Source organism: Prevotella mikamonis, assembly GCF_055381405.1.
In genome coordinates this window covers 837,896-856,293 of the sequence record NZ_AP035785.1, presented here as the reverse complement: position 1 = coordinate 856,293, position 18,398 = coordinate 837,896, and the positions used below count along the sequence as shown (strand labels likewise).

18 protein-coding genes are annotated in these 18,398 nt (G+C 52.4%); 14 read left to right on the top strand and 4 right to left on the bottom strand.

Features of this window, described 5'->3' with window-relative positions:
• Nucleotides 1–3 precede the first annotated feature (3 nt).
• The 3 genes from ACZ42L_RS03730 to ACZ42L_RS03720 are packed head-to-tail and all read left to right on the top strand — an operon-like array spanning nt 4 to nt 2,296.
• Nucleotides 4–180, top strand: a complete 177-nt coding sequence (locus tag ACZ42L_RS03730; RefSeq protein WP_464716654.1) for a hypothetical protein — start codon at nt 4–6, stop codon at nt 178–180.
• 27 nt (nt 181–207) lie between these two features.
• Nucleotides 208–981, top strand: a complete 774-nt coding sequence (locus tag ACZ42L_RS03725) for an outer membrane lipoprotein-sorting protein (RefSeq protein WP_464702284.1) — start codon at nt 208–210, stop codon at nt 979–981.
• A 1-nt stretch (nt 982) separates the two neighbouring features.
• Nucleotides 983–2,296 carry a DUF1302 family protein gene (locus tag ACZ42L_RS03720; RefSeq protein ID WP_464716653.1) on the top strand — a complete coding sequence of 438 codons (1,314 nt, stop codon included), beginning with the start codon at nt 983–985 and terminating at the stop codon, nt 2,294–2,296.
• A 150-nt stretch (nt 2,297–2,446) separates the two neighbouring features.
• Here ACZ42L_RS03720 and ACZ42L_RS03715 read toward each other — a convergent pair whose 3' ends face one another.
• Genes ACZ42L_RS03715 through ACZ42L_RS03705 form a run of 3 tightly spaced genes read right to left on the bottom strand, consistent with a single transcriptional unit; the run spans nt 2,447 to nt 4,396 of the window.
• Complete coding sequence (locus tag ACZ42L_RS03715; RefSeq protein WP_464716652.1) at nt 2,447–3,184, bottom strand: DUF4122 family protein; 738 nt, start codon at nt 3,182–3,184, stop codon at nt 2,447–2,449.
• 2 nt (nt 3,185–3,186) lie between these two features.
• Nucleotides 3,187–3,636, bottom strand: coding sequence for a DUF3408 domain-containing protein (locus ACZ42L_RS03710; protein ID WP_464716651.1), 450 nt, complete (start codon nt 3,634–3,636; stop codon nt 3,187–3,189).
• Between the two features lie 4 nt (nt 3,637–3,640).
• A complete protein-coding gene (locus ACZ42L_RS03705; protein ID WP_464716650.1) occupies nt 3,641–4,396 on the bottom strand; it encodes a ParA family protein in 756 nt (251 codons plus the stop codon).
• Between the two features lie 540 nt (nt 4,397–4,936).
• Between ACZ42L_RS03705 and mobA the strand changes: the two genes are divergently transcribed.
• The 5 genes from mobA to ACZ42L_RS03680 all read left to right on the top strand — a co-directional run bounded on the left by mobA (nt 4,937) and on the right by ACZ42L_RS03680 (nt 10,040).
• Nucleotides 4,937–5,386, top strand: a complete 450-nt coding sequence (gene mobA / locus ACZ42L_RS03700) for a conjugal transfer protein MobA (RefSeq protein WP_464716649.1) — start codon at nt 4,937–4,939, stop codon at nt 5,384–5,386.
• A 1-nt stretch (nt 5,387) separates the two neighbouring features.
• Complete coding sequence (gene mobB / locus ACZ42L_RS03695; protein ID WP_464716648.1) at nt 5,388–6,641, top strand: conjugal transfer protein MobB; 1,254 nt, start codon at nt 5,388–5,390, stop codon at nt 6,639–6,641.
• Between the two features lie 17 nt (nt 6,642–6,658).
• Nucleotides 6,659–8,680, top strand: a complete 2,022-nt coding sequence (gene mobC / locus ACZ42L_RS03690) for a conjugal transfer protein MobC (protein WP_464716647.1) — start codon at nt 6,659–6,661, stop codon at nt 8,678–8,680.
• Nucleotides 8,681–8,813: 133 nt separating this feature from the next.
• Nucleotides 8,814–9,260, top strand: a complete 447-nt coding sequence (locus ACZ42L_RS03685) for a B-box zinc finger protein (RefSeq protein WP_464716646.1) — start codon at nt 8,814–8,816, stop codon at nt 9,258–9,260.
• 144 nt (nt 9,261–9,404) lie between these two features.
• Complete coding sequence (locus ACZ42L_RS03680; protein ID WP_028896244.1) at nt 9,405–10,040, top strand: hypothetical protein; 636 nt, start codon at nt 9,405–9,407, stop codon at nt 10,038–10,040.
• 256 nt (nt 10,041–10,296) lie between these two features.
• On the opposite strand, the gene ACZ42L_RS03675 is transcribed toward ACZ42L_RS03680, so the two are convergent.
• Nucleotides 10,297–11,649 carry an ATP-binding protein gene (locus ACZ42L_RS03675; protein ID WP_464716645.1) on the bottom strand — a complete coding sequence of 451 codons (1,353 nt, stop codon included), beginning with the start codon at nt 11,647–11,649 and terminating at the stop codon, nt 10,297–10,299.
• Between the two features lie 645 nt (nt 11,650–12,294).
• Here ACZ42L_RS03675 and ACZ42L_RS03670 point away from each other — a divergent pair.
• The 6 genes from ACZ42L_RS03670 to ACZ42L_RS03645 all read left to right on the top strand — a co-directional run bounded on the left by ACZ42L_RS03670 (nt 12,295) and on the right by ACZ42L_RS03645 (nt 18,362).
• Complete coding sequence (locus tag ACZ42L_RS03670) at nt 12,295–14,076, top strand: DUF3945 domain-containing protein (protein ID WP_464716644.1); 1,782 nt, start codon at nt 12,295–12,297, stop codon at nt 14,074–14,076.
• Between the two features lie 52 nt (nt 14,077–14,128).
• The gene (locus ACZ42L_RS03665; RefSeq protein WP_464698985.1) at nt 14,129–14,389 is read left to right on the top strand and encodes a DUF4099 domain-containing protein; all 261 of its coding nucleotides are present in this window, start codon (nt 14,129–14,131) and stop codon (nt 14,387–14,389) included.
• 73 nt (nt 14,390–14,462) lie between these two features.
• Entirely contained in the window at nt 14,463–16,577 is a 2,115-nt protein-coding gene (locus ACZ42L_RS03660; protein ID WP_464716643.1) for a type IA DNA topoisomerase, read from the top strand.
• A gap of 318 nt (nt 16,578–16,895) precedes the next feature.
• Nucleotides 16,896–17,114: a hypothetical protein gene (locus ACZ42L_RS03655; RefSeq protein ID WP_464716642.1), complete on the top strand. Its 219-nt coding sequence runs from the start codon at nt 16,896–16,898 to the stop codon at nt 17,112–17,114.
• A 32-nt stretch (nt 17,115–17,146) separates the two neighbouring features.
• Nucleotides 17,147–18,136 carry a PRTRC system protein E gene (locus ACZ42L_RS03650; protein WP_464716641.1) on the top strand — a complete coding sequence of 330 codons (990 nt, stop codon included), beginning with the start codon at nt 17,147–17,149 and terminating at the stop codon, nt 18,134–18,136.
• A 4-nt stretch (nt 18,137–18,140) separates the two neighbouring features.
• Entirely contained in the window at nt 18,141–18,362 is a 222-nt protein-coding gene (locus tag ACZ42L_RS03645; protein ID WP_464716640.1) for a PRTRC system protein C, read from the top strand.
• Nucleotides 18,363–18,398: the final 36 nt, after the last annotated feature.

Below are 18,398 nucleotides of genomic sequence, written 5' to 3'. Positions count from 1 at the left end.
ATAATGGAAAAAGCTCTGTCGGGATTCCCGACGATGCTTCCACGAGGAAAAAAGTGCTGTCGGGATTCCCGACAATGCTTCCACGGGAGAAAAAGTGCTGTCGGGATTCCCGACGATGCTTCTATGGGAGAAAAAGTGCTGTCGGAACTCTCCGACAATGCTCCCGCAAAAGAAAAATAAAATATAAATCCTATAAAATCAAGAAAAATGAAAAGAATATCAACGATTATCATGGCTCTGACGATGGTTCTCGCCGCACAAGCCACAGGATTGACAGGCCGGGACATCATGCAGAAAGTAAAGAACCGCGCCGACGGCGACACACGCTATGCCACCATTGAAATGACGCTCATTCAGAAAAGCGGGCACAAGCGTGTGCGGAAGCTGGAGTCGTGGGCAATGGACGTGGGAAAGGACACGAAGAAAATCATGTTCTTCACCTACCCCGGCGACGTGAAGGGCACGGGCTTCCTCACGTGGGACTACGACAACTCCGCGAAGACGGACGACAAGTGGCTCTACCTCCCGGCGATGAAAAAGACAAGGCGCATCAGCGGAAAGTCGTCGAAGACCGACTACTTCATGGGCAGCGACTTCACCTACAACGACATGAGCACGCGCAGTGTCGACGAGGAGCAGCACAAATTGCTGCGCGAGGAAACTTTGGGCGGGCACAAATGCTGGGTGGTGCAGTCGGTACCCAACGACAAAGACGAGATTTATGCGCGCCGCGTCACGTGGATCCGGCAGGACTGCCTGATGGCTGTCAAGGGCGAATACTACGACAAGCTGAACAAGCTGCACCGCCGGCTCACCATCTCCAATATAGAAAAGGTGCAAGGATTCTGGGCCATGCACCTCATGCAGATGGAGAACGTGCAGACGGGGCACAAGACCGTCATCCGTATGGGCAACCAGCGGTTCAATGTGAAAGTGTCGCCAAACCTCTTCACCGTTTCCAAACTGGAGAAAGGACTCTGACATGAAACCGTTTAGACTATTCATGCTGCTGCTTGTGCCGATGCTCTCGGCACAGGCGTCGGCTCAGGTTGAGACTGACACCGTCGTCGTAGAATCCTCGATGGGCACAAGTCCGGAAACCGTGCCGCCGGAAGAAGCCGACGACAACACCCTGCAAGTGCAGGTAAAGGGTTTTCTCGATACCTACCACGCCGTGAGGGTGGAGGGAAAGGCCGATTTGATGGCATCAAGAACCCGTGCACGAGGAGAGGTGAAACTCGAAAAGGGGGCAGCCTCGCTCTTCGTGTCGCTGAACGCCACCTACAACGGCGTGCTGAAAGACCGCACGCGGCTGGAACTGCGCGAGGCCTATCTCTCCTATGCAAAGGGAAACCTCGACCTGCGCATGGGGCGGCAGATTATAGTTTGGGGTGTGGCCGACGCGCTGCGCGTTACCGACTGTGTGTCCCCGTTCGACTACACCGAGTTTCTTGCACAGGACTACGACGACATCCGCATGCCCGTCAATGCCCTGAGAGCGAAGTACACGATAGGCCCGGTCACCATTGAGGCCGTATGCAATCCGATAGTCGATTTCTTCGTGCTGCCGACGGACGAGCGCAATCCGTGGGCCGTGCGGTTGCCGTCAGCACAACTGCCCTATACCATCGACTTGGAAAGCGGAAAACCCGAAAAACGGATTAGAAACATGGAGTTTGGCGGGCGTCTCACGGCAAACTTCAGCGGAGTGGATTTCTCCGTGAGTGCCTTGCGCACATGGAACAAGATGCCTGCCCTTTGCCCCGTGCTGTCGGACGACAGGCGGTCGCTCCGCATCAACGGCGAGTATCACCGCATGACTATGTTCGGTGCCGACTGCTCGCTCTCCGTCGGTCAGTTCGTCTTTCGTGCCGAAGTTGCCGATTATATAGGTGAGGCGCAGGGGGCGGTTTTAGGAAAGAGCACCGCGCGCAGAAATGTCCTCAACACCCTCGTGGGCGCAGACTGGTATCCGGGTGGCGACTGGAACATCAGTATGCAGTATTGCCACCAACACACATCGGGCAACCTTGATGGCCTCTCCGTCTATCGCAACGCCGGACTTGCCACCGCAAGGCTCGCAAAGGAACTGTTGCACAACACCTTGAAACTCTCCACCTTCGCCTATATCGACGTTACCAACGGCGGCATCTTCAACCGTCTGTCCGCCTCCTATGCCCTCAACGATCAGATAGAACTCACCGCAGGCTACGACTATTTTCATGCCGACAAGGGCAAGTTTGCTATGTATGCGAAGAACTCTGAGGCATGGATAAAAATGAAATATAGTTTTTAACGATATGGGCTTCAACAGAAAAAAGAGGTAATATTCTGAAACTGCTATGTAGAATGTAGTCAGAGTATGGTAATATTTATATCTTCCCCTGACTACATTCCTACTATTAACTTTTCATATCCCGATTTATGCACCTGTAAATCTTTTACATCAAACAAATTTATTCCAATCAAATACTTCTGTTTTCTTTGCATCCTGCATCTTTTTTCTTTTTTTCAGTGGCGTTCCCTGCTCGTCAAGACATTCCCTGAGCAGATTCTCCACCAGCTCCATATTGCCGATTTGAGAGGTCATAAAACCAAATATGTCCGTTTGCCGGATGTTGTATAAGGTCTTTGCAGCCCTGATACAGTTTTCTTCGGAGACATTACCCTGTGCCGTCAGCACATCCGCCACGTTTTTCATATCCTCATAGGTCAGGGCTTCCGAAAAATCAGCATCAGGCTCCGCGCCGACAGGTTCCATCATTTCCCTTTTTTCCTCCTCACTAAGAATGTCGTTGGCAGATCCATGCCTGGCAGACAGACTGTTCTCCACCTCATCGTCCGAGATTTCATCGTCTTCACCTATAAAATCCGAAGCTGGAAGCGGTTCACTACGGACCGGTTCGACATCACGCCTCTCAGGATCTTCAAGGTAAACGAGCTTTGTCTTGCCGATCACCTCTTCCTCCCTGCCATTAATGGCTTGCGACTGCATCACAGGCTTCCGCCTTTCTTTTTTCATATTGACCATTCGCCTTTTTGCCATTTCACTATGTATCAGTCTTGCCCATGCGATGAGTCTGCCCCATAAGGCGGAGGAACGGCAAAACAGGAAAATCCATAAACGCCACGACAGGTATGCGAAGCACACCGTCTTGACAAAGAGATATAAATACTTTTCCATATTCATAAAGGTTTTGATATTTCACGGTTATACAATTCATTGACCAGTTCCCGGCACTCTTCCAGATGGCGTGTCAGTACATTGTTGACGTACCCTGATATGCTGGCATCGGGAGCTATTACCGGCAGGAAACGTCTTATACGCTCATAATTCTCACGACTGACATAGGTCTGGCTGCGCTGGGTGATATTTCCTGCCGCAAGAAAACATTCCCTGTATTCCCTCTCTGTATATCGGACTTTATTTACAGTTCCCTCATTGGCTGCCTGAGAAGCATCAGCCTTTGGATTGCTTGCGGTTTCGTTCTCTTTTTCCCGGGATTCAGAGGATTCTGCCTCCCGTCTTTCCCGTACAGTCTCCCTTACAGGCTGCTCCTTGCCAAAGACGGGCAGGTCGCCCGTCATGATTTCCTTCAGGACCTCCTCGTTTACCTCTATCTTTTTCCTTGCCATATCCCTATATCTTGAGTTTTGCAATCACCTCTTCCGCCAGTTCCGCCAAGCCGCTGCCCTTAAGCAGGCCAGCCGGCGGAGGCAGCAGCGTGCAGCGGAAAAAACTTCTTCCCCTTATGGAAAGCTCCTTGTCATAACGCCTCGTCTCCGGCACGACAGTATTGAGCACCGTCAGTCCCAGCTGTCTGATGATACCGTTGTAGATGTCGAATATCTCCGTTGAAGCACGCCGGTCCTGCCTGTTCCAGAAGAACAGGATGTCCTTCAGGGGAATATCACTCTTTCCCCTGATATAGTCCAGTACCGTGGTGGAGAAAGCCAGGCTGCTCTGCATCACGATACGGTCGGCAATGATGGGCGTGATGACGTAGTCCATGTTGACAATGGTGCTGAACACCCCCTGTGTGCCCATCGTTCCGGGAAGATCCACGAGGATAATGTCGAAGTCGCCGTCCCGGGCAAGCTCGTCGGCAGCCTCCCTTGCCTTGTCGGGCGTCGCACCCACGACGGGGTAGGCCTTCTTCCTGATATGCTCCCATTGCCTTACAAGGAGCTGCCGGTAATGGGGATTCTGCTCTATGGCCTGCATGTCCCTTTCCCTCATGCGGCACAGGCTGTGCTGCGGGGAATCACAGTCCACCACCGCCACGTTCTTGTCTTTGAGATAATGCAGGTAGCCTGCCAGCAGTACGGTGAAGGCAGACTTCCCAACGCCTCCCTTCTGGTTGCTCAGGGCAACGAATAACGCTTCTTTTTTCATAATCCGTATGTTTTAAGTTGTATGCAGTAATGTGTGTCTGCACCGGTGAATGGCGGAACATATCCATGCCTTCAATACTTCCTGTATGAGTGTATGACTGCATGAATGCTTGAATAAGTGGCTTCACGCAGTCATGACCGCACGAAGTCAGTCCTGCACAGATGCATACACACTGCAAATAAACACAGAAAAAACGACTTTCAGAGTCCTTTTCCGTGCGTTGTCGACATATGTCACCATTTGTCATTCCGTTGCATCATTCCGCCTGTTCCGTATTCGGTTCCTTACCTGTAACTTTGCCGCCGAAGCGGATTCGTTCCGTCTGGCCGTCAAATCCTCCCGTGCAGTCCGCATGCAGGGCGAAGCACAATTTGACGACAGGAAAATTCATGTTCAAGCGAACATAGCAAGTTGTGTTTTGGGACGCCCGAAATAAATCGGGCATCCCAAAACAACTTGCCACTCGCCTGACGGCTCGGAACCATTCACTCCAAAGTCGTGAATACGCAGACAGATAGAAAAAATATAAAATCGTGAGGTATGACAGAGAAAAACGGCAATGACAGGAAACATAAGGCCGGACGCAAGCGCAAGTCCGACCCTGCCGTATTCCGATACGGCATCAAGCTGAATGCGGAGGAGAAAGGAAGGTTTGAGGCTCTTTTCCAGAAATCGGGCATGGCGCAAAGGGCAAGGTTTATCAAGACCGTGCTGCTTGAGAGGGAACTGAAGGTAGTGAGGATAGACAAGGCCACGATGGATTATTACATCCGGCTGACTAATTTCTATCATCAGTTCCAAGCGATAGGCAACAATTACAACCAGACCGTAAAGGCCGTGAAGAAGAACTTCGGGGACAAGCGTGCGTTCGTACTGCTTCGCAAGCTTGAAAAGGCAACCCTCGAACTGGTCATGCTGAGCAGGCAGGTTGTCTCGCTTACGCAGGAATACAGGAACAGATACTTGGACCACACAGAAAACGGTAAATAACATGGTGGTAAAGATTAACAGGGGCGTTTCGCTGTATGGAGCAATCATCTACAATCAGAGAAAAGTGGATGAGGGGACGGCCCGCATCATTCACGGTAACCGTATCATCACAGATATGGATGCAGGCGGAGGGAACACCCTTCGGAACACCTTGCTCTCCTTTGAGAATTACCTGCTTGCCAACAGGAACACCGAGAAGCCGATATTGCACATCTCCCTCAACCCCACGCCCGAGGACCATCTGACGGATGGGGAGTTCAAGACTCTGGCAGAGGAATATATGCGCAGGATGGGATATGGCGACCAACCCTATGTCGTATATATACATGAGGACATCGAGCGGAGGCATATACACATCGTCTCCACCTGCGTAAAGGAAAACGGGGAGAAGATTTCCGATGCCTATGAATGGAACCGCTCAATGAAGGTCTGCCGGGACCTGGAGGCGGAGTTCGGACTGCAGCAGGTAGCGGACAAGGGAAAGGAACTGCCGGAGCCGTATCTTAAAAAAGCGGACTACCGCGCCGGGGATGTCAAGACGCAGGTGTCGAACATCCTGAAAAGCGTGTTCTCCTCCTACGGCTACCGGTCGTTCGGCGAATACAGTGCCCTGCTGTCCTGCTTCAACATCGACGCAAAGCAGGTGAAAGGAGAGTTTGACGGAAAGCCCTATCGGGGTATCATATATACGGTAACTGACGGGAAGGGAACACCGGCCTGTACCCCGATAAAATCCTCACTCATCGGAGAGCGGTTCGGCTATGATGGCATCGAAAGGCGTATCGCCCGTAACCTGCGTGCCTTCAAGCGGAACGGACGGAAACCGGTGGCAGCCGACAGTATAAGGATTGCCATGCACGGCTGCCGGCACGACAGGGATAAGTTCGCAAGACTGCTGGCCGCCAAAGGCATCGACGTGATCTTCCGTAAAAGCGGGACAGGCTGCATATACGGGGTGACATTCATCGACCACGGGAACAGGGAGGTGTTCAACGGTTCACGGATTGGAAAGGAATGCTCCGCCAACATGTTCGAAAGACTGTTCAATGAACCGACCATAACTACGGATGCAGAGAACCGGGGCACGGCTGAGGGAAACAGCCTTTCGGACGGAATGGATTGGGGAGAGACAATAGAACAGGCTTTCGGACTGTTCAGTTTCGAACCGAACGGCCCTGACCACGAGGAAGAGGCCTTTGCGCGGAGGATGCAAGGGAAAAAGAAGAGGAAACGCCGCTCAAACGGCATCTCATAAATCAAAAAAATACGACCATGCAACAGGAAGATGACTTACGGGGATTGGCAAAGGTCATGGAGTTCATGCGTGCCATCTCCATTATATTCGTGGTGATTCACATTTACTGGTACTGCTATCAGGCCTTCGTGGAACTGAACGTTCAGTTCGGCATCCTTGACAAGATACTGATGAATTTCCAGCGGACTGCCGGACTGTTCAGGAGCCTGCTCCTTACGAAGGTCTTCGCCCTGATTTTCCTCGCCCTGTCTTGTCTGGGAACCAAGGGAGTGAAGAATCAGAAGATGACATGGGAGAAAATATATGCCGTGTTTCTTGCAGGGCTTGTGTTGTTCTTTATGAACTGGTGGATGCTCGACCTGCCATTGTCTGCCGTAACAGTCATGACACTATACGCCTCTGTTCTGTCGGCAGGCTACATTCTTTTGCTGATGGCGGGTGTCTGGATCAGCCGGATGTTCAGGCACAATCTGATGAAGGACGTGTTCAACACTGCCAACGAAAGTTTCATGCAGGAAACGCGCTGCATGGAAAACGAATACTCTGTAAACCTTCCGACGCGGTTCGTCTATCAGGGACGGGAGTGGGACGGCTGGATCAATGTGGTCAATCCGTTCCGTGCCACCATCGTATTGGGCACGCCCGGCTCAGGAAAGAGCTATGCGGTTGTGAACAACTTTATAAAACAGCAGATTGCCAAGGGGTTTGCCATGTATATATACGATTACAAGTTTGACGACCTCTCAGTTATCGCCTATAATGAACTGCTGAAGAACATGGACAAGTACAGGGTAAGGCCGGAGTTCTACGTCATCAACTTTGACGATCCGAGACGGTCGCACCGCTGCAATCCCATCAGTCCCAAGTTCATGCTGGACATCAGCGATGCCTATGAATCGGCATATACAATCATGCTCAACTTGAACAAGACGTGGATTCAGAAGCAGGGCGACTTCTTCGTGGAGTCGCCGATCATCCTGCTGGCGGCCATCATCTGGTATTTGAGGATATACAGGGACGGTGAATACTGCACCTTCCCCCACGCCATCGAGTTCCTCAACAAGCCGTATGCCGACATCTTCACGATTCTCACCTCCTATCCCTCGCTGGAGAACTACCTCTCCCCGTTTATGGACGCATGGCAGGGCGGTGCGCAGGACCAGCTGCAGGGACAGATAGCGTCGGCAAAGATTCCGCTTTCCCGCATGATTTCGCCGCAGCTCTACTGGGTGATGACGGGAGACGACTTCACGCTTGACCTGAATAATCCCGAACATCCGAAAGTCCTGTGCGTGGGCAACAATCCCGACCGCCAGAACATCTACTCCGCGGCGCTGGGACTGTACAACAGCAGGATCGTGAAGCTCGTGAACAAGAAGGGACAGCTGAAGAGTTCCATCATCATAGACGAGCTTCCCACCATCTATTTCAGGGGCATCGACAATCTGATTGCCACGGCACGAAGCAACAAGGTGGCGGTGTGCCTGGGCTTTCAGGATTTCTCGCAGCTGGCAAGGGACTACGGGGACAAGGAGGCGAAGGTCATACAGAATACGGTAGGCAATGTGTTCAGCGGGCAGGTGGTGGGAGAAACCGCCAAGAACCTTTCCGAACGCTTTGGCAAAATCCTCCAGCAACGGCAGTCGCTTTCCATCAACCGGCAGGATACGTCAACATCCATCAACACGCAGCTTGACTCCCTTATTCCGGCCTCCAAGATAGCAAACCTCTCACAGGGAACGTTCGTCGGCAGTGTGGCCGACAATTTCGGTGAGGAGATAGACCAGAAGATATTCCACTCCAGAATTATCGTGGAAACCCAAAAGGTTTCCGATGAGATGAGGGCATACAGGAAGATTCCGGTTATTAATGAGTTCAGGGATGAAGACGGGAATGACATCATGCAGCAGCAGATAGAACGCAATTACAGCAGAATCAAGAAAGATGTGCTGAGGATAATAGAGGATGAGATGGAGCGTATCAAGAACGATCCGGACTTGGCTCACCTGATTCCCAAGGAGGACAAACAGGAAGAATGACGGCTCTTACAATTGAATGGCAGATGGGATGATACGGGAAAATCAGTATAAATACCTATAAATAATGATAGGCCTCCTTGCTTGTTATCAAAAAAAAATTGTATTTTCGCAAAATAATAAAATGTAATTGCTCATGAATTGTTTCAATCATCCACACGAACCAGCGGTGGCACGATGTGTAGATTGTGGCAAGGGGCTGTGTACGGAATGTGCATCCCAATATCGCCCCATCCTCTGCAAGTCATGCTATCAGAGAAGAAAGCGGAACGAGATTCGCCGGAGCATCCTCAACCTCGCATTTCTCATAGTCTTGTTTGTCATTGGCTACAAACTTAATTTCCTGTCAACCAAGGAATCTCCCGACAGGCAGTGGATGACAGGCTATCTGCTGATGGCTGTATGGGCAGGCTACATGTTCGTAGAGAATATCATGCCATATAAGATGATGGCAGGGACAGACGGGCAGTGGACGGCATATTATATATTCAAGTTGGCCTTGTTCACCATCGTCGGCTTCTTCATTGCGCCTTTTACGCTGTTATGGGCTGTATTCAGAATCATCAGGGCTTTTTGGAGATAAAATGTTGTTGATAACTTACTATAATCACTTCGCAAAGACAACACTATTGTTGTTTCTGCAATAGTAGAAAAATTCTTAAGCGAGCAAACTATGAAGGTAACAAGATTTTGCACAAACTTTGCACAAACAGTTTTCACCCTTGCTATGGTGATGACAATAAACTTGATGCTGGCAGCCTGTTCGAATGATGATAAAGACGAGGCACCGCCCGTTCCGGATGGCATGGTGATGACCACTGCTGCACCGGTGGGCGAAGAGATTCAGTTTCTTTTTGCCAAAGACGATGAACCTTTGGTAAAGGGTGCTACTGAGGTAAGGCGTGAATGGGAGCATATGTCTCTTAGAACGTATAGGGTAGTGACCCAAACCATCACGATTACGGGGAGGGTTACACATCTTGAATGCTACGGAATAAAATTGACCCGCTTGGACGTAAGAGGAAACAAACACCTAAAGACCTTGAGGTGCGGATATAATCTGCTGACTTCCCTGAATGTAAATGGCTGTGTGCAGTTGGAGTATTTGGATTGTTCCGCCAACCAACTGACTTTGCTCAACGCAAGTGCTTGTACGCGGTTGAAAGCCGTTACTTGTTTTAAGAACAGGCTCACCTATGAAAGCGTGAAACTGCCTAAAGTCGGGAATGGTACACTCATGTTCAAGAACACGAAAGAAGGCGACACGCAGAAACTTACACCGACTCAGGTGACTGAACTTAAAAAGAAAGGCTGGAAAGTAGAGCAATGGAGATGGAATAATGAAGACTATCCCGGAGAGTAGAGGGGCATCATCCGAAAGTCCGTAATCGCCCTCTCACACAAACGAGAGGGGATAGACTGGTTTCCGCCACTTTCGGACACTCCTCCAAAGTGAGAGAGGCTAAAACTTGATTGACTACAGGTTAGACATCTCTCCTTTTTCATGTAGATTCTTGTGCATCACTCAACAATGATAATGCAATAGAAATCAGATACTGCTTTATTGTCTATTATCAGTGTCATTGCAATTACAGACTCCTATATGATTTCCGCTTCGATTACAGCAAGCCTGTCATATATAGAGGAAGGTAGACAATGCCGTCTTCCGTTTTAATGTCGCCGTCATGGAGAACATAGGGAGTGGCAAGGTAATTGCCGTATTTCCTCATGCACTTGCGCAGGGAGGTCAGCGTATAGCCCTTGCCCGACTTCACCTCTATGGGGGAAATGTTGTGCTTGCTTGTAATCCTTGACTTGGCTATGAGAAAATCAATCTCCATGCGGTTCTCCGCATTCTCATTGTCCGACTGCGAGAAGAAATAAAGGTTATGCCCGCTTGAACGGAGCATCTGTGCAACTAAATTTTCAACGAGCATGCCCCTGTTGATTTCAAGCTTGCCCAGCAGCAGTTTGGTGTATATCTCCTGTGCCACGATGCCGCGCTCGTCAAAGGCGTGGCTGACGAGAAGCCCCGTGTCCGCCATGTAGCACTTGAGCGTGGTGCGCTCGTCGTTAAGCCGCAGGCCGATGCTCGGCTCGGTGGTGTTGAAGCAGCAGTTCACGATCTTTGCCTCGCTCAGCCACACGAATGCCGACTCATATTCCCTCATGCGCGCGGACGTGGATATGGAGGAAAGCCTGAACTTCTTCTCATGCCGCTGCAGTTGTCCCGGAATCCCGTCAAAGATGGACACCACCTTTATCTCGTCATTGTCGGCATACTGGTGAATGTCGTTCCGGTAAAGCGTCAGTATGTCGCGCTTGGTCTCGTCCACCGAGTCGAAATCCTTTGTCGCGGCATACTTCGCCACCGCCTGCGGCATGCCCCCCACAATCATATACAGGCGCATCCATTCCATCGCCTTGCGGTGGATGGGCCCCATCGGGGCTTTCTTCTCAAAGCACTCCCTTATGTATGGCATCAGCATCTCCTCGCCCATCGCCCACAGGAACTCCTCGAAATCCATCGGGTGCATCTGTATGGTGTGTTCCTCGCTGGGTATGACAATCCCCTTTGAGTTTTTCCTGATACTCACCAGCGAGCCCGTCTCTATGTAGTCATAGCGGCCGTCCTTGACGAGGTACTTGATGGCGGCGCGCGCCTTGGGATAGAGCTGCACCTCGTCAAAGACGATGAGCGACCTGCGCTCCGTCAGCCTGACACCCGTCTTCAGCTGAAGTAACTGGAAAAACCGGTCAAGCTGCGGAAGGTACTGCTCGAATATATCCATCGTCTCCGCATCTATATGGTTGAAATCGACGATGATGTACGATTCATATTCCCTTCTTGCAAATTCCTCGACGATATAGCTTTTCCCCACACGGCGCGCACCTTCTATCATCAGTGCCGTCTCACCCTGTCTCCTGTCCTTCCATTCAAGGAGAGTCTGGTATATCTTACGCTTCATCATAAGCATTTATCACGTTTTTGAGATTTATTTATGTGCAAATATACACGTTTTTGAGGAATAAAGCAAGAAAAATATCACGTTTTTGAAAAAACACTTTGCCGGCTTCGCCAGCTATGTCCCTTTTTGAAGATAACCCGGAAAGTGGTATCGGAGCATTCGGGGCCACAAGGGTTTTTCGGCAAAAAATGCCCTGCGGGATTTTTTACCGAAAAAAACGCTCCGATACCACTCTTCCGAGTTGATTGTTTTGTCGGGACATAGCAGGCGTAGCCGACCGATGACGCATAGAACGGTCAAGGAAAACATATAGGGGATATGTTATGCTCATTTCACTATCTCTCCAACCATTCAGGAAACACTGTCATCAGCCAACGAAGCTCGCTGCCTGTCCCTACAAGCCGAATGAAGGGGGGGACAAAAGCGGCCCGCCTCGCAAATCTGCATATTTTCCTGTCCTTCTCCCTGCCTTTTCCTTTCCCTTTCCATTCCATTCTTCTTTCCCCATGCTCCCCAACGCTGCCAATGCAACGCAATGACATACGATGACACGGATAGTCATCTGTTTGTAAACCAGCGTTTTATACGGCATAAAGGTGTATATTTGCAGCGACATCCATTATTTATCAACCAATAAAAGCAACAAGTATGGCAAAGCAAAGCATCAGGGCGGAAACACCCTCAAAGCCGGTAACGGAGAACGAGCAGTTGAGTGACATCGTGTTCATACTCGACAAGATGGAGCTTATACTCCGGGCAGTCTCAAAACTCGACAGGAACGGCAGGTATGAGACCGTACCCGCCGACGCGAAACACGGGAACTCCTTTCTGAAAGTGGACCGTTATGCGGACATCTTCGAGAATTTCTTCAAGAACTTCTGGAGCCAGGTCAGGGACCCGGCACGTTTCGGCATCCTCTCCGTCAGGGACAGGCACCTGAAAAAGCCGGAAGTCCGGCAGGCCATAGAGGACCTTGCCAACGGCCGGAAGACCGATGCCGTGGAAGATTTCCTGAAGAAATACGAGGTAACCCCAAAAAACAAGGAAAAGGAACAAAGTACAAAACCAAAAACAGAAGAAGAAATGGCAAAGAAAAATCCGGAACCACAGACACAGGCGCAGACAGCGGCCGCCACTACGGCATCCCCGCTGCGCTACAACGAATCGATGATCAACTGGGAGGAACTCAAGAACTTCGGCCTCTCGCGCGAGTACCTGCAGGAGAGGGGGCTGCTGGAGCAGATGCTCAAAGGCTACAAGACCAGCAAGACCGTCCCCATCTCCATGAATTTCGGGGCTGCCGTGCTGCGTGCCGACGCCCGTCTCTCATTCCAACAGTCCGCCAACGGCCCCATCGTGCTCGGAATACACGGCATACGCGCCAAACCCGACCTCGACCGTCCCTTCTTCGGGCACATCTTCTCGGAAGAGGACAAGAAGAACCTGCTCGAAAAGGGCAACATGGGACGCGTGGTGGAGCTCAAGACCCGCAACGGGGAATACGTCCCCTCCTTCATCAGCCTTGACAGGCTCACCAACGAGGTGGTGGCGATGAAGGCCGAGAATGCCTACATTCCCGATGAAATCAAGAAGGTGAAACTCACCGAGCAGGAGAAGAACGACCTGAAGGAGGGCAAGGCCGTCTACATCGAGGGCATGACGGCCAATTCCGGCAAGGAGTTCAACGCCTATATCCAGTTCAGCGCGGAACGGAGGGGCATAGAATACATCTTCGAGAACGACCGCCTGTTCAACCGCCAGGAACTCGGAGGCGTGAAGCTCACCGACCAGCAGGTGGCGGACCTGAATGCCGGGAAAGCCATCTTCGTGGAGGACATGAAGCGCACCGACGGCGAGTATTTCTCGGCATTCGTCAAGCTCGACGAGGCGAGCGGGCGTCCCGCCTATACGAGATACAACCCCGACTCTCCGGAGGGCGACAGGGAAATCTACATCCCCAAGGAGATCAACGGCGTTCCGCTCACCGCGGAGGACCGCCAGGACCTGCGTGAGGGCAAGGTCATCTTCCTCAAGGACATGGTCACCCGCAAGGGCGAGGAGTTCTCATCCTTCATCAAGGCGGATCTGGAGACGGGCCGTCTCAGCTACTCGCGCACGCCCGACGGCTTCGAGCAGCGGGAGAACTTCAAGATCCCGGCAGAAATATGGGGCGTCACCCTCTCCGCCACCCAGAGGGCGGGGCTGCAGGACGGCAAGGCCGTGCTGGTAGAGGGTATGAAAGGATTTGACGGAAAGACCTTCGCGCAGTACGTCAAGGTGAATCCCTACCAGGGCAAGCTCGACTACTACAACGAGAATCCCGACCGCAACAAGAACGCCTCCCAGCGCAATGTGGTGGCGGAGGCGCAGAAGAAGGCACAGGAGCAGAAGAAAGAGCCCAAGAAGTCAAGAGGAAAGAAAGTCTCATGACGGCCCTCCCTGAACAAAATGTAAGTTAGGACACAAAAAATCAGTCAAGATTATGGAAAAGAAAATCAACATACCATTCAAGGTGGAAGAAGTGGACTGGAGGGAACTCGCAGTCATAGGCGTAAGAAAGGAAGACATAAAAAAGCAGGGTGAGCTCGACACGCTCCTCAGCGGCGAGCAGACCGGCGTCGTCACGCTCAGCCTCGTGCTGTTCGGCGTTGACGTGGTCATGGACGCCACGCTCCGGCTGGTAAGGAAGGACGGTGCGCCGCTGCTTGAGGTCAACGGCGTGAAGAATGCCAGGATAGCGTAGACAGACCATGTTCAACCGACCGTTTCCCCTTCCGTGCGGACAGTGGGGAACGGTCCTAATTTCATATTCGACTATGATAGCCATCATCGCAGAGAAACCGAGCGTGGGACAGGACATCGCCCGCGTGGTCGGAGCAGCAAGAAAGAAGGAAGGATACAGGGAAGGGAACGGATATGCCGTCACATGGGCGTTGGGGCATCTCATCTCCCTGGCAATGCCCGAGGCATACGGCCATACGGGGGACGGGAAACTGGAACTGCCCGTCGTGCCGGATGATTTCCGGCTTGCCGTCAGGCAGGTCAGGACCGACAGGGGGATGATCACCGACCTGGCTGCCGCCAAGCAGCTGAGAATCATAGAAAAAGTGTTCGGCAGGTGCGAGAGCATCATCGTCGCCACGGATGCCGGACGTGAGGGTGAGCTCATCTTCAGACTTATTTATGATTACCTGAAGCCCGGCAAGCCTTTCAGGCGGCTCTGGATTTCCTCGCTCACCGACGAGGCGATACGCGGCGGGCTTGCCCGTCTCAGAGACGGACACGAATACGACAGCCTGTATGATGCCGCCTTCTGCCGCGCCAAGGCCGACTGGCTCGTCGGCATGAACGCCAGCCGTGCGCTCGGAGCCGTATCGGGGACACCAAACAATTCCATCGGACGCGTGCAGACACCCACGCTTGCCATGATATGCTCGCGCTACAGGGAAAACAGGGAGTTTGTCTCCACGCCTTACTGGATGCTGCATGTCACGCTGAAAAAGGACGGAGACCACCGCATTTTCCGTCATACTGAAAAAATCAGGGACAGGCAGGCGGCAGAGCGGGCATATTCCCGAATCTGTGGAGGTACGGTTGCCACCATTACAAGAATTGAGCGGCAGCCGGCAGAGCAGGCGCCTCCGCTGCCTTATGACCTCACCGCATTGCAGAAGGACTGCAATGCCCTGCACGGCTTTACCGCGGAGAAGACGCTGGAAATTGCCCAGTCACTCTATGAACGCAAGATGATTTCCTATCCGAGGACGGGAAGCCGCCATATTCCGCAGGATGTCATGGCGGAAATTCCCACCCTGCTGGGGAAAATCATCAGGAAAAAGGAATTCAGGGAATACGGGAAGTCCTTCGACCTGACGGAACTCAACATGCGCTGCGTGGACGACACGAAGATGACCGACCACCATGCGCTCATCACCACGGGTGTCACACCCGTGGACCTTACCGTGGAAGAACTGACGGTCTACATGATGATAGCGGGACGCATGCTGGAGGCCTTCTCTCCTCCGTGCAGGAGAGAGAATCTCTTGATGGAGGCGGAATGTGCCGGGCTTGTTTTCCGCTCATGCACCTCCGTGGTGCTGAGTCCCGGCTGGCGCGGTGTCTTTTCAAAAGCGGAAGACCGCACGGACGGAGAAACGGAGCCCAATGACGGAACGGCAGTCTTCCGGTCCGGGGAGAGGATTCCTGTCTCAGGCAGTGGAATCGTCCGGGGAAAGACCCTTCCGAAACCGCTCCATACCGAGGCGACGCTGCTTGCCGCCATGGAAGCCTGCGGAAAGGACATCGCCGACGGGGAGGCAAGGGAAGCCATCAGGGAGCTCGGCATAAGCACGCCCGCGACGAGGGCGTCCATCATTGAGACACTCATCAGGCGGGGCTATGTCTCACGCTCGGAGAAGAATATCATCCCCACGGAAAAGGGTATGTTCCTTTACAATGCCGTCAGGGACATGCGCGTGGCGGATGCGGAGCTGACCGGGACGTGGGAGAAGAAACTCCTGCAGATAGAGCGGCGCACCCTGACAGGGGAAAGCTTCATGCGGGAGATCGGCGACTATACCCGTCAGATTACCCGGGACGTACTCGGCATCCGCTTTCCCGCGATAAGGGAAAAGACCTTTCCGTGCCCCAGATGCCGGAAGGGCAATGTCGCCATCCGCGGCAAGGCCGCCAAGTGCGACTGTGGGGAGTGCGGCTTTGTCCTGTTCAGGAAGTTCCTGAATAAGGAACTGACCGACTTTCAGATGACAGAGCTTCTGACAAAGGGAGAGACCGGAGTGATAAAAGGCTTGAGAGGAAAGAACGGGAAGACGTTCGACGCCACCCTTTCATTGGGGAGCGGACAGGAAATAACCCTTGCATTCCCCAAGAGGACCAAGGGTAAAAGAGGCAGTGGCATGCCCGTTGCCTGAGCAGGACAAAAGATGCGGATTTCATGAAGCCGTCCCACGATGGGGCGGCTTTTTTCGTTTCAGCAGGTCTTCCATACCGAAAGCAGAAAACGGAAACTTCTCCGGCAGTCCGTCGGGAACTACAGGGCAAAGTTGGCAAATGGCCCTCTCGGACGGCAAGGTCAGGCCTCACGGTTTGCGAAAAAATCATCCTCGCCCTGCGGGCTTTCGGTATTTTTCCGCAAAACCTTGCCTTACCGCGGCACATTTGCCGCCAAGGCCCTCGTAGTTCACGACAGGCTGCCAAAGCCTGAATATTCAAATTTAAAACATAAGATTATGGAACAGAACATCATGACAGGAACATGGAGTACAGCCTCCATCAGAAGACAACCGGCCGAGGAAGCCAGCCCGGCGCTGACAGCGGAGATGTCATCCGGCCGGACAACAGGACCGATACCAATCTCCGCACTGCTTGACCCTATCAGGAGAATCAGCCGGCATCCGGACAGAAACAGGCTGCTGGCGGAATACTTCAGGCAGCAGCGTGACGCTTAGACACTTTTTTAATAATCTAAAATTACAGAATTATGTTTTTTACATCAATCCATCAAATGATGACGGAAGCGGTGGACCTCACGCTCGTCATCCGCAAGTCCGGCAACGGACTGACAGTATCCGTATTGCCGAAGTCCAACTCCCTGAAGGACGAGGCGCAGAACCACATCGTACCGTTGACCGTCAGCGGACAGCCCCAGGAGCTTGACGCGGATTTCATCAGGACCATCGGCCAGCCGGTACAGAGGGTTGCCGGGCTGATAACCAATATGAAGGAGTTCGAGCGGCAGGCCGACAAGGCATCCGCCAACAGCAAGGCCGCGAAAGAGGCGAAATCCAAGGAGACCAAGGAAGAAAGGGAAAAGCGCGAGAAATGTGAGAAGTACCTCAAAAAGGCAGACGAGCTTATCGCCGCGAAGAAACACTCGGAAGCCCTTGCAGCCCTCAAGCAGGCAAGGACGTTTGCCAAGCCTCAGGAATTGCAGTCCATAGACGAGAAAATCGAGGCACAGAAGAAGGAACTCAGCCGTGGAAGCCTGTTCGACATGTCGGCAGAGCCGGAAACGGTGGAAAATGCACAGCCGGCCGCTCCACAGGCACAGCAACAGCCGGTACTGCAAGACGCTCAGCAGCCACAGGCAGTACAACAGGTGGCAATGCCGCAGCAACCGGCACCCGCTCCGCAAGCCATGCCAATGCAGCAGAATCCCCCTGTCCAGCAACAGCCGTACCCACAGCCGGTTCCACAACCCGCATACCCGCAACAGCCGGCACAGGGCCAGCCGATGCAGAATCAATATCCTATATATGCCCAGCCCGTGGTGAACGGCCAGCAGGCATATCCCGACAGCAGGCAGCAGGGCTATGTGCAGCAACCGACAGAGTTCATGCAGCCGCAAGCATCGGAAGACATACGGCGCTATGCCGAACAGGGATATGACCCGGGAGAATATGCCGGCTATCCGGACTTTCCAACCTCCATGCTAAACAAATGTACAATTCAACAAACTCAAATCATATAAGACTATGGCACTCGAAATCAAAGGAATGAAGAGAACATTCAAGTTCAGGAAAGGCAGTGAGAACATCACACTCGAAGATCCCGACGGCAGCTGCAGCCCCGACATGGTCATGAGCTACTATGCCAACATCTATCCGGAGCTGACGACGGCGACGGTACACGGCCCAAGCATCAGTGATGACAAAGCCGAGTATGAGTTCAAGACGACCATCGGTGTAAAAGGATGAGCAATGGAAAATGATAACGAACGTAAAAACAGTGAA